Genomic DNA, 11,323 nt, shown 5'->3' with positions numbered 1-11,323 from the left:
CAAGACAACGCATTCCCTCAGCACAATCGCCCGACAGGCGGACAAAGCCCAAAGGCCCAACACCTTGGCGCGGGGTGGAGCAGCCCGGTAGCTCGTCAGGCTCATAACCTGAAGGTCACAGGTTCAAATCCTGTCCCCGCAACCAAAATAAACGAAACACAATCAGCCGGTTCGCACACATGCGAGCCGGCTTTTTCGTGCCGCGACACACGCGATGCGGATTGCTCACAGTCATTCCAACCGATTCCCAAGCGCTTACGGAGATTTCGCCGCCTTCGTGCCATGGGGGACCAGTGTGGTATATGAAAGCCCCCAAAACGGAAGGTGCGGCGGCCGGTCCAGGATAAGGGCCGCGGTTCCTCCAGTCAGTATCGACTGTCGTAGACTTGGCCCGTCGTGCAGATCGCAGGCACCGCTGAGCGCCCCTCATCGACAGAGGCGGTGTCAGCGTTTTCCGTCAGGCGCTGACCGTTCGCCATTTGAGCGGCAAACGGTAAAATTCGCGCCGTCCCCGCGCAAGAACATGCATCAGGGATAGGGGAAACGGCGGCAATCTCGATAGGGATGTTGGACGAAGCATACGCCGTGCGGCTCTCGCAAACCTGCCGGTCGGGCGAACACCTTACTCTGAGAGCGCGAGGTCTCCCGGCACACCCAACGGCGTATAGACAGCCGGCCCTCGGCCTGCCGCGCTTCGCGTTCGTGCGCCCATGACCAACGTCGATTTCCGCGCGTAGCCACGCGCTAGAAACGGCGCGGACCTCTGAGATCGCCACCAGCGACATCATCGCCGATGGCGAACGGTCTTGCGCTTCGACTTGCCAAGCGTGGGCAGAAGCCGTCCGGTCGTAGGCAGGGGTGGGACGCGATCACGCCCGTTTGCAGCCAACCTTCGCCGTGATCGACGCGCAAGGCGCGCTCGCCTCAACGGTTCGAGACCAATCGCATGGTTCGTACAGAGAACTTACCGGAGGCTGCGGGGAAATCCGGCGCAGGCCACAGCCGACGCCTCGGATCTTCGATTGTTACGAAGGTGTTACATACGCCGGGCGGCTGAACGATATCCAATCATTCGTAGCGGACCAGCCTTGATGAGTCATCCTCATCAAGGCTGGGTGTGTCTTCGCTTCCTGCGCGATAGATGGATGGTTTTCTTGACCTATGCCGGCCGTCTCGGACGGCAAGCATAGGTTCTCAGCAAAAGCCGTCCGAAACGACGGTCGGCAGGCTCAGGAGCATCCCGTCGTCGAGCCGCACGTATCGCATTTCAGGCACGTCCCGTTCCGGACCATGGTGAAGTTGGCGCATTCCGGGCAGGCTTCGCCGACGTAGCCCTTCATCTTCGCCTCGGCCCGCCGATCGGCGACGCTGCGCTCGGACCGGCCGAAGGGGAGCGTCTCGGCGATCGTCTCCGCATGGCCCGCTGGGGCCGGCTCCGCCTTCAGGGCCGTCGCGCCGCGCATCGCGTGGACGACGCCCCCGGCCGGGGCCGTGTGACCGGTGGCAGGTGCGCCGACGCCGACCGTGGCGCCGGAGGGCCCGCCATGGACAAGGGTCAGCCGGTCGGGCGAACCGCGCAGCAGGCCGCGGGAGACGACGCTGGAGGCGGCAGGGCCCGGCTTGCCGGGTTCGCGGGTGGTGTCGGTCTCGCCGCCGCCGATCACCGTGCCGCCGATCTCGGCCGGGTTGACGTGGGCGAGGTCCGCGCGGCCGAGATAGGACACGGCGAGCTCCCGGAAGACGTAGTCGAGGAGCGAGGTCGCGTTCTTGATCGCGTCGTTGCCCTGCACGAAGCCCGCCGGCTCGAAGCGGGTGAAGGTGAAGGCCTCGACGTACTCCTCCAGGGGCACGCCGTACTGGAGGCCCAGCGAAATCGCGATGGCGAAGTTGTTCATCAGGCTCCGGAAGGTCGCGCCCTCCTTGTGCATGTCGATGAAGATCTCGCCGAGGCGCCCGTCGTCGTATTCGCCGGTGCGCAGGTAGACCTTGTGCCCGCCGACCACCGCCTTCTGGGTGTAGCCCTTGCGCCGGTGGGGCATCTTCTCCCGCGAGCGGATGCGCTCGACGCGCTCCACCACCCGCTCGACGATCTTCTCGGCGAGCTGCGCCGCTCTTGCCGCAGCCGGGGCCTGGATCATCGCCTCGACCGCGTCTTCGGCCTCGTCATCGTCGTCGGCGATGAGGGAGGCGTTCAGCGGCTGGGACAGCTTGGAACCGTCGCGGTAGAGGGCGTTGGCCTTGAGCGCCAAGGTCCAGGACAGCTTGTAGGCCGCCTTGCAATCCTCGACGGTCGCGTCGTTGGGCATGTTGATGGTCTTGGAGATCGCCCCCGAGATGAAGGGCTGGGCGGCCGCCATCATCCGGATGTGGCTGTCCACCGAGAGGTAGCGCTTGCCCGTGCGCCCGCAGGGGTTGGCGCAATCGAACACCGCGTAGTGCTCGGGGCGGAGATACGGCGCGCCCTCCAGGGTCATCGCCCCGCAGATGTGGGTGTTGGCGGCCTCCACGTCCTTCCGCGAGAAGCCGAGGAAGGGCAGCAGCTCGAAGGTCGGGTCGCCGAGCCTGTCGGCCGGCACCTTGAGGGTGTCGGTGAGGAAGGCGTCGCCCAGCGTCCAGCGGTTGAACACGAACTTGATGTCGAAGGCCGATTTCAGCCCCGCCTCGATCGCCGCGATCTTGTCGTCGGAAAAGCCCTTGGCGCGCAGGGAGCCGGGGTTGATGGCGGGCGCCTGCCCCATCGAGCCGTGACCCACCGCGTAGGCCTCGATCTCGGCGATCTCGGATTCGCGGTAGCCCAGCGCGCGGAGCGCATCGGGGGCCGCCTGGTTGATGATCTTGAAGTAGCCGCCGCCGGCCAGCTTCTTGAACTTCACCAGGGCGAAGTCGGGCTCGATGCCGGTGGTGTCGCAATCCATCACCAGGCCGATCGTGCCGGTGGGCGCGATCACCGTGGCCTGGGCGTTGCGGAACCCGTGCTCCTCGCCGAGCGCGAGCGCCCGGTCCCAGGCGGCCTTGGCGCGGGCGCCGAGGTCACCCTGCGGGATGTTGGCCAGATCCAGCGGTACCGGGGCGATGCTGAGGAACTCGTAGCCCTCCGCCTCGCCGTGCGCGGCGCGGCGATGGTTGCGGATCACCTTGAGCATGGCGTCCGCGTTCTCGGCGTAGTCCGGGAAAGGCCCGAGTTCGGCGGCCATCTCGGCGGAGGTCGCGTAGGCGACGCCCGTCATGATCGCGGTGAGGCTGCCGGCCAGCGCCCGGCCCTCATGCGAGTCGTAGGGAAGGCCCATGGTCATCAGCAGGCCGCCGATGTTGGCGTAGCCGAGGCCCAGCGTCCGGTAGCGGTAGGACAGCTCCGCGATCTCACGCGAGGGGAACTGCGCCATCATCACCGAGATTTCGAGCACCACCGTCCAGAGGCGGTTGAGGTGCTCGAAGGCCTCGACGTCGAAGCGCTTGGTCTGCCGGTCGTACATCGTCAGCAGGTTGGCCGAGGCCAGGTTGCAGGCGGTGTCGTCGAGGAACATGTATTCGGAGCACGGGTTCGAGGCCCGGATCCGCCCGCCCGCCGGGCAGGTGTGCCAGTCGTTCATCGTCGTGTTGAAGTGCAGGCCCGGATCGGCCGACTGCCACGCCGCCTCGCCGATTTTTTCCCACAGATCACGCGCCGGGATCGTCTTGGCGGTCTTGCCGGTGACGCGGGCCTTGAGCTCCCAATCCTTGCCCGCCTCGACCGCCCGCAAAAAATCATCCGTCAAGGACACGGAGTTGTTGGAGTTCTGGCCGGCCACCGTGAGGTAGGCCTCCGAATCCCAGTCGGTGTCGTAGACGGGGAACTCGATCTTGGTGAAACCCTGACGCGCGAATTGCACGACGCGCTTGGTATAGGCATCCGGCACCATCGCCTTGCGGGCGGCCTTGATCTCGCGCTTGAGGGCCGGGTTGCGCTCGGGGTCGAAGCAGGCGTCGCCCGGCGCCTCGCACTGGGTGCAGGCCTTCATCACCGCGGTAAGGTGCTTGGAGACGACCTTGGAGCCGGTGACGAGGGCGGCGACCTTCTGCTCCTCCTTCACCTTCCAGTCGATGAAACTCTCGATGTCGGGATGGTCGATGTCGACGATGACCATCTTGGCCGCGCGGCGCGTGGTGCCGCCGGACTTGATCGCGCCCGCCGCCCGGTCGCCGATCTTGAGGAAGCTCATCAGCCCCGACGACTTGCCGCCGCCGCCGAGCTTTTCGTTCTCGCCGCGCAGGAGCGAGAAGTTGGAGCCGGTGCCGGAGCCGTACTTGAACAGGCGGGCCTCGCGCACCCACAGGTCCATGATGCCGCCCTCGTTGACGAGGTCGTCCTGGACGGACTGGATGAAGCAGGCGTGCGGCTGCGGGTGCTCGTAGGCCGTGGCCGACTTGGTCAACGCGCCGGTGCGGTAGTCGACGTAGTAGTGGCCCTGGCTCGGGCCATCGATGCCGTAGGCCCAATGCAGGCCGGTGTTGAACCATTGCGGCGAGTTCGGCGCCACCATCTGCCGGGCGAGCATGAAGCGCAGCTCGTCGAGGAAGGCGGAGGCATCCTCCTCGCTGGTGAAGTAGCCGCCCTTCCAGCCCCAATAGGTCCAGCAGCCCGCCAGGCGATCGAACACCTGCGTCGCCGAGATCTCGGAGCCGCCGCGCTCGTCTTCGGGAAGCTCGGCCAACGCCGCATCGTCGGCCACCGAGCGCCACAGGAACGAGGGAACGTCGTTCTCCTCGACCCGCTTCAGGCGGGCAGGCACGCCGGCCTTGCGAAAGTACTTCTGGGCCAGCACGTCGCTGGCGACCTGGCTCCAGCCCTCGGGCACGTCGATGCCGTCGAGCCGGAACACCACCGAGCCGTCGGGGTTGCGGATCTCGCTCAGGGTCTTGCGGAAGGGGATGGCCGCGTAGGGAGAGGAACCGGCCGTGGTGTAACGACGCTCGAACCGCATGAAACACACCTCTTCCACGAGACACGGCGTCCCGGCCCGCGGCGATGCGCGGGGGTTGATCCCTGAGACGGGAGCCGAATTCCGGATCGCACACAGACGCGGCCCGGACCGGCGGACATGACGATGAAGGCTGGACGAGCGCCCGGATCGACCGGATCGGCGCTCCCGAACCACGACACGGACATTAACGCCTGGGCGGCCCTCACGTCAACAAGTGGTGTGCGCCGGCTATGTTCCCCGCTAGATGTTGTGTCGGCGGGCAGAAGCCTGTGGATATCTCCGGCGTCCGCGTAAGTGCTCTTTCGGCCTTCCGGAATCCCACTGGGAAAATTTCGGATCCACACCCGCGGCCGGCCCGCGCGCCGTCCTACGGCCCCACCGGTGCGACAAGTCCACGCTGGCGTGGCGCGTGGGCGACAGTCCGGGGTTTCGGCTGGACTCGCGCGCCCGCGCTCAGCATAACCGCCCTGCGCTGCCCATCGTCCGGGCCGCGTTCCGGTCTCGGGGACGGCGATGGCTCTCAAGGACACGCTTCTGCGCATCTTCACCTGGTGGAACGGGCAGACGATGTCGCTCGCGCTCTACACCGCGCGCAGCGGCACCTTCGTCGGCAGCGACGATTTCGGGAACAAGTACTACCGGGCGCAAGGCCCTCTGATCGACCGCTCGGTCGGCCCGGAGCGGCGTTGGGTGGTCTATAACGGCTACGCGGACGCCTCGAAGGTGCCCCCCGGCTGGCGCGGCTGGCTCTGCCACAACGGCGACGTGGCGCCGAGCGAGGAGGACTACACCCCCCGCGCCTGGCAGAAGCCCCACCTCGAGAACCAGACCGGCTCGCCGGACGCCTACCGCCCCAAGGGCTCGCAGCTCTCCTGGGGCGCACGCCCCGCCGCCACCGGCGACTACGTGCCGTGGAACCCGGGCGACTGAGCGGGCTTCGCAAAAGTGCCCCGCGGTTTTGCGATCGAAGCCCGCGACAAACCAAGACACTGAGGCAGGCTCCCGTTGGCCTGCCGACGCGAGCCCGCTCAGGCGACGCCCTTTTTCCACCACCGTTCGGGTGTTGAAGGCCGGACGCGCCGGCGCGGAAGGATCGTGCCGCATGGTCGGGCGAGCGGATCACCGCCGCGCCAGTCGAGAGGGCCGAGCCTTGAGCCGCATCACCGCACGCGTCCTGCGCACCCTCTCGCTGGCCGCCCTCGCCGTGTGCGCCGTGCCGGCCCAGGCCGACAAAATCAAGAACCCGACCGCGGTGTTCTCCGGCCTCGACAAGATCACCGGCCGCATCGTCTCCTTCGAGGTGGCGGTGGACGAGACGGTGCAGTTCGGCGCCCTCCAGCTGACGCCCCGCGTCTGCTATACGCGGCCGCCCACCGAGAGCGCCAAGACCACGGCCTTCCTCGAGGTCGACGAGGTGACGCTGGAGAACAAGTACCGGCGCATCTTCACGGGCTGGATGTTCGCCGCGAGCCCCGGCCTCCACGCCATCGAGCACCCGATCTACGATGTCTGGCTGGTCGATTGTAAGGGTGGCAGCGACGTGATCGCCGAGGCGAAGGAGCAGGAGGACATCCCCGCGCTCGCCGCCAAGCCGGAACGGCCCAAGCGCGGCCAGAAGGACCAGACCAAGACCGCCCAGCAGCTCAACGCGTCCGGGCAGGTCGACGTGGAGGCGCCCCGCGGCGTGCCGGTCCAGCCCCGCCAGAAGCCCTCGCGAAAGTTCTTCCCGTCGAACGAGGGCCCGGCCCCGGCCCCGCCGCCCCAGCAGCAGCCGCAATCGATCTTCGACGCGATCTTCCGCTGACCGCCTGAGCCGGCCGCCGTCCGGACTTACGCCGCGTCCGCCCCCGGCCCGAGGGCGGCCAGCACCTGCGCGCCGCGGACGCTGCCGTCGCGCGGCCAGGCGTTCCAGTCCGCATCGTGCGCGAGCGCGTCCGAGAGCCGGCGCTTGTAGACGTGCCGCGGCAGTTCCTCCGCCCCGAACTGCGCCAGGTGCTCCGTCACGAACTGGGTGTCGGCGAGGCGGTAGCGGCCGGCGCGCAGGCGGCCCATCAGGTGGACCAGGGCGACCTTCGAGGCGTCGCGCACCTCGTGGAACATGCTCTCCCCGAAGAAGGCGGACCCCAGCGACACCCCGTAGAGCCCGCCGGCGAGGCGGCCGTCCGCGTAGACCTCGACGGTGTGGGCATGGCCCCGGTCGAACAGGGCGCCGTAGAGTTCGCGGATGCGGGCGTTGATCCAGGTGCGCTCGCTGTCGCGGCGCGGCGCGGCGCAGCCGGCGATCACGGCGTCGAAGTCGGTGTCGGAGCGGACCTCGAACAGGTCGGCGCGCACCGTCCTGGCGAGGCGTTTCGGGATGCGGAAATCGTCGAGCGGCAGCACCCCGCGGGCGCGAGGCTCGACCCAGTAGAGGGTCGGGTCGCTCGCATCCTCGGCCATCGGAAAGATGCCCGCGGCGTAGGCCTTGAGCAGGATCTCCGGGGTGATCTCCACGCGGGCGCCGTCGTGCATGAGGGTGAGTCTGCCGCGCGCGGGGCCGGAACGCCAGTGCGCCGGCCCGACGAAGTGCACCTCACGAAACGCCCGATCCTCGGGAGCCCTCCCTCTGGCTGCGACGCAGCAGCGGGAGTCTCGTGAGAAACACGAAAAAAAGGCCGACCCCGTGAAGGGCCGGCCGCGATGCCTGTGGTTCGTCCGGTCCGTGCCGAGATCAGCGGGCGGGACCACCGGAGGTCGTGCCGGCGTTCGGCACCGGCTTGTTGGTCTGGTCCGCGTTGCCGCCCTTGGCCGAATCGACCGCACCCGCGCCCGGCGACATGCCCATCTCGCCGGCGGGCCGGGAGACGCTGCCTGTGGACATCGACCCGCCGGCGCCGGGCGGCGTGTCGATGGGACCACCGGTCGTCTGGCCGGCCTGAGGAACGGCGCGCGAGGGCTGGCCGACGTTGCCTGCATCCTGGGCGAGGACGGGAGATGCGGTCAACAGGGCACCTGCGACCATGAGAGCGGCATAGCGCATGAGATCGTTCCTGATTGTGGGGGTTGGAGAGAAAACGGACCTGCGCGGCATCCGTTCCCAGGTTGGTCCCTCGATCCCGTCAGGCCGCTTCCCTCAACCGTCGAATCCGCCCGATTCCAAAAACCCTTCGAGCCAGTGGATGTCGTAGGCGCCGTTCTGCACGTCGGCGTTGCGCACCAGCGTCCGGAACAGGGGCAGGGTGGTGTCGACGCCGTCGATGACGAACTCGTCCAGCGCCCGGCGCAGGCGCATCAGGCACTCGTTTCGGGTGCGGCCGTGCACGATCAGCTTGCCGATGAGCGAGTCGTAGTTGGGGGGGATGCGGTAGCCCTGGAAGGCGGCGGAATCGACGCGCACGCCCAGGCCCCCCGGCGGGTGGAAATAGGTGATCAGGCCGGGCGAGGGCCGGAAGGTCGCCGGGTGCTCGGCGTTGATCCGGCACTCGATGGCGTGGCCCTCGACCTTGATCTCGTCCTGCGTGACCGAGAGCGGGCCGCCGGCCGCCACCCGGATCTGCTCGATCACCAGGTCGATGCCGGTGATCATCTCGGTCACCGGATGCTCCACCTGGATGCGGGTGTTCATCTCGATGAAGTAGAAGCGCCCGTCCTCATAGAGGAACTCGACGGTGCCGGCGCCGAGATAGCCGAGTTCCTTCATGGCGTCGGCGCAGATGCCGCCGATCTCGGCCCGCATCGCCGCGTTGAGGGCCGGCGAGCCGCCTTCCTCCCAGACCTTCTGGTGGCGGCGCTGGAGCGAGCAGTCGCGTTCGGCCAGATGGACCGCGCCGCCCTTGCCGTCGCCCAAGACCTGCACCTCGATGTGGCGCGGGTTCGTGAGGTATTTCTCGAGATAGACCGCGTCGTCCCCGAAGGCCGCCTTGGCCTCGGTGCGGGCCATGCCGAGCGCCTGCTCCAGTTCGGATTCCGAGCGCGCCACCTTCATGCCGCGCCCGCCGCCGCCGGAGGCGGCCTTCACCAGCACCGGGTAGCCGATCTCGGCCGCGACCCGCTTGGCCTCGTCCATGTCCTCGATGCCGCCCTCGGAACCGGGCACGCAGGGGATGCCGAGGCGCTTGGCCGTGCGCTTGGCCTCGATCTTGTCGCCCATGGTCCGGATGTGCTCGGCCTTGGGGCCGATGAAGCCGATCTCGTGGTGGCCCAGCACCTCGGCGAACCGCGCGTTCTCGGAGAGGAAGCCGTAGCCCGGATGGACCGCGTCCGCCCCGGTGATCTCGCAGGCGGCGATGATCGAGGGGATGTTGAGGTAGCTGTCGCGGGCCGCGGGCGGGCCGATGCAGACGCTCTCGTCGGCCAGACGCACGTGCATGGCGTCGGCGTCGGCCGTGGAGTGCACCGCGACCGTGGCGATGCCCAATTCCTTGGCCGCCCGCAGGATGCGCAGGGCGATCTCGCCGCGGTTGGCGATCAGAATCTTGTCGAACATGACCTACTCGATCGCCAGGAGGGCTTCGCCGAACTCGACCGGCTGGCCGTCCTCGACGAAGATCGCGGTCACCGTGCCGGCACGCGGCGCCACGATCTCGTTGAAGGTCTTCATCGCCTCGATCAGCAGCAGCTTTTCGCCGGCCGCCACCGTCGCACCGACCTCGACAAACGCCTTGGCGTCCGGGGACGGGCGCAGGTAGGCGGTGCCGACCATCGGCGAGGGCACGGCGCCCGGATGCGCGCGGCCGCGCTCGGGGGCGGGCCCCGGCCCCGGCGCCGCGACCGGCGCGGCCACAGCCGCCACGGGGGCGGGGGCCGCCACCTGCACGGCGACCGGTTCGAGGCGGCGCACGACGCGGATGCGCAAATCCCCCTTCTCAACCTCGATCTCGGACAGGCCGGTCTCGGTGACGAGGTTGGCGAGTTCGCGGACGAGTTCGGGGTCGATGGTATCGTGCTTGGACATCGGGGCCTGTCTTCTCAAGGCTGCGTCGTGTCGGATCGGCCGGCCATCAGGCGCGCCAGCGCGTCGAGGCCGAGGCTGTAGCTCATCGGGCCGAAGCCGCAGATCACCCCGGCGCAGACGGGGGCGATGAGCGAGACATGGCGAAACGCCTCGCGGGCGTGAACGTTCGAGAGATGCACCTCGACCGCCAGCGCCCCGCTGCCGGCGATGGCATCGCGCAGCGCGACCGAGGTGTGGGTGTAGGCGGCCGCGTTGATCAGCACGCCGGCGCCCGCGAGTCCCGCCTCCTGCACGAAGCCGACGAGTTCGCCCTCCGCGTTCGTCTGCCGGAAAGTCAGGTCGATGCCGAGCCGTCCGGCCTGGGCGCGCAGGTCTCGCTCGATGTCGGCGAGCGTCGCGCTTCCGTAGATGCCGGGCTCCCGGCGGCCGAGGAGGTTGAGGTTCGGCCCGTTGAGGACGTGGATCGCGGTCATGGCACCGTGCGGGCGGACGCGCCCGGGCCGAGGGGCCGGACGCGCAAGGGGCCGGTCTTAGACGAAGGCCGCCGGCTGCGACAAGGCCGCGCGCCACGGCGCGGCGACGATCCGGTCCAGGGTGCGCTCAGCAGGAGGCGTGCCCACACTGGCGCACGTCGGCGATGGTCTTGCGGATCGGGTCGACCCCGACCGCGCCGGGGATGATCTCGTCGCCGATGACGAAGGCGGGGGTGCCCGAGAGGCCGAGCTTGTCGCCCAGGCCCCGGTTCTCGGCGAGCGCCGCCTTCACCTCGGGACCCTGCGCGTCCTTCTGAAGCCTGACGATGTCGAGGCCCATCTCCTTGGCGACCTGGACCGCCTTGGCGGCGTTCACGCGGCCCTTCGATTCGAGGAGCTTCTGGTGGAACTCGAACACCTTGTCGCCCTTGAGCTGCTGCTTGGCGGCCACCGCCATCTGGCTCGCCTCGACGGATTCCGGGCCGAGGACGGGGAAGTCCTTGATCACCACGCGCAGCTTCGGATCGCCCTTGATCAGCGCCTGCACGTCGGTGAGCGCCTTGCGGCAATAGCCGCAATTGTAGTCGAAGAACTCGACCATCGTGATGTCGCCGGCGGGGTTGCCCGCGACCACGTCGTGCGGGCTGTTCATCAGCGCGGCCTGCGATTCCTTCAGGGCCGCGGCCTGGGCGAGGCGCTGCGTCTCCAGCTGGCGCTTCTCGCCCTCGGCGATCGCCTCCTGCAGAACCTCCGGGTTCTTGATCAGGTACTCCTTGACGATGCTCTCGATGGCCTGCCGCTGCACGTCCGTGAAGGGCGCTGGCGCGGTCTGCGCGACGGCCGCGGTCGAAAGCCCCAGCGCGAGCGCGAGGATCGGGAGGGAGCGGTGCAGGGGCATCTGTCCTCGCTGAACGGGCGCGGCGCGCCGGTGTGGCGTTTGGGCAATAGCGACGGGG

General features: G+C 68.5%; 9 protein-coding genes and 1 tRNA gene. 3 read left to right on the top strand and 7 right to left on the bottom strand.

What is annotated here, in order from left to right; translation table 11 throughout:
• Positions 1–68: 68 nt before the first annotated feature.
• Positions 69–145: transfer RNA gene (locus COGEMETH_RS02885), tRNA-Met, on the top strand.
• Positions 146–1,229: 1,084 nt separating this feature from the next.
• Here the strand turns inward: COGEMETH_RS02885 and COGEMETH_RS02880 are convergent.
• Positions 1,230–4,961 carry a vitamin B12-dependent ribonucleotide reductase gene (locus COGEMETH_RS02880; protein ID WP_238181123.1) on the bottom strand — a complete coding sequence of 1,244 codons (3,732 nt, stop codon included), beginning with the start codon at positions 4,959–4,961 and terminating at the stop codon, positions 1,230–1,232.
• A gap of 513 nt (positions 4,962–5,474) precedes the next feature.
• On the opposite strand from COGEMETH_RS02880, the gene COGEMETH_RS02875 reads away from it, so the two are divergent.
• Both COGEMETH_RS02875 and COGEMETH_RS02870 read left to right on the top strand, forming a co-directional pair.
• Positions 5,475–5,891 carry an NADH:ubiquinone oxidoreductase subunit NDUFA12 gene (locus COGEMETH_RS02875; protein WP_238181122.1) on the top strand — a complete coding sequence of 139 codons (417 nt, stop codon included), beginning with the start codon at positions 5,475–5,477 and terminating at the stop codon, positions 5,889–5,891.
• A 220-nt stretch (positions 5,892–6,111) separates the two neighbouring features.
• Positions 6,112–6,765 (top strand): DUF2155 domain-containing protein, encoded by a 654-nt coding sequence (locus COGEMETH_RS02870; RefSeq protein WP_238181121.1) that lies wholly within the window; start codon positions 6,112–6,114, stop codon positions 6,763–6,765.
• Positions 6,766–6,791: 26 nt separating this feature from the next.
• On the opposite strand, the gene aat is transcribed toward COGEMETH_RS02870, so the two are convergent.
• From aat to COGEMETH_RS02840, 6 genes are all read right to left on the bottom strand, one after another.
• The gene (gene aat, locus COGEMETH_RS02865) at positions 6,792–7,472 is read right to left on the bottom strand and encodes a leucyl/phenylalanyl-tRNA--protein transferase (RefSeq protein WP_238181120.1); all 681 of its coding nucleotides are present in this window, start codon (positions 7,470–7,472) and stop codon (positions 6,792–6,794) included.
• Positions 7,473–7,671: 199 nt separating this feature from the next.
• On the bottom strand, positions 7,672–7,980 hold the full coding sequence (locus COGEMETH_RS02860; protein ID WP_238181119.1) for a hypothetical protein: 309 nt from the start codon (positions 7,978–7,980) through the stop codon (positions 7,672–7,674).
• Positions 7,981–8,073: 93 nt separating this feature from the next.
• Positions 8,074–9,426 (bottom strand): acetyl-CoA carboxylase biotin carboxylase subunit, encoded by a 1,353-nt coding sequence (gene accC, locus COGEMETH_RS02855; protein WP_238181118.1) that lies wholly within the window; start codon positions 9,424–9,426, stop codon positions 8,074–8,076.
• A gap of 3 nt (positions 9,427–9,429) precedes the next feature.
• Positions 9,430–9,894, bottom strand: coding sequence for an acetyl-CoA carboxylase biotin carboxyl carrier protein (accB, locus tag COGEMETH_RS02850; protein WP_238181117.1), 465 nt, complete (start codon positions 9,892–9,894; stop codon positions 9,430–9,432).
• A 14-nt stretch (positions 9,895–9,908) separates the two neighbouring features.
• The gene (aroQ, locus tag COGEMETH_RS02845; protein ID WP_238181116.1) at positions 9,909–10,367 is read right to left on the bottom strand and encodes a type II 3-dehydroquinate dehydratase; all 459 of its coding nucleotides are present in this window, start codon (positions 10,365–10,367) and stop codon (positions 9,909–9,911) included.
• A 127-nt stretch (positions 10,368–10,494) separates the two neighbouring features.
• A complete protein-coding gene (locus COGEMETH_RS02840; protein ID WP_238181115.1) occupies positions 10,495–11,265 on the bottom strand; it encodes a DsbA family protein in 771 nt (256 codons plus the stop codon).
• Between the last annotated feature and the right edge of the window lie 58 nt (positions 11,266–11,323).

The sequence above is a fragment of the Methylobacterium trifolii genome, from assembly GCF_022179685.1.
Lineage (GTDB): Bacteria > Pseudomonadota > Alphaproteobacteria > Rhizobiales > Beijerinckiaceae > Methylobacterium > Methylobacterium trifolii.
Note: the sequence above shows the minus strand (reverse complement) of the source record. Positions and strands in the feature narration are given on the sequence as shown.

What these genes read in the sequence shown, in the direction of transcription:
- COGEMETH_RS02880 (WP_238181123.1), bottom strand. Translation starts at nt 4,961, where the DNA reads ATGCGGTTCGAGCGTCGTTACACCACGGCCGGTTCCTCTCCCTACGCG.
- COGEMETH_RS02875 (WP_238181122.1), top strand. Translation starts at nt 5,475, where the DNA reads ATGGCTCTCAAGGACACGCTTCTGCGCATCTTCACCTGGTGGAACGGG.
- aat (WP_238181120.1), bottom strand. Translation starts at nt 7,472, where the DNA reads ATGCACGACGGCGCCCGCGTGGAGATCACCCCGGAGATCCTGCTCAAG.
- COGEMETH_RS02860 (WP_238181119.1), bottom strand. Translation starts at nt 7,980, where the DNA reads ATGCGCTATGCCGCTCTCATGGTCGCAGGTGCCCTGTTGACCGCATCT.
- accC (WP_238181118.1), bottom strand. Translation starts at nt 9,426, where the DNA reads ATGTTCGACAAGATTCTGATCGCCAACCGCGGCGAGATCGCCCTGCGC.
- accB (WP_238181117.1), bottom strand. Translation starts at nt 9,894, where the DNA reads ATGTCCAAGCACGATACCATCGACCCCGAACTCGTCCGCGAACTCGCC.
- aroQ (WP_238181116.1), bottom strand. Translation starts at nt 10,367, where the DNA reads ATGACCGCGATCCACGTCCTCAACGGGCCGAACCTCAACCTCCTCGGC.
- COGEMETH_RS02840 (WP_238181115.1), bottom strand. Translation starts at nt 11,265, where the DNA reads ATGCCCCTGCACCGCTCCCTCCCGATCCTCGCGCTCGCGCTGGGGCTT.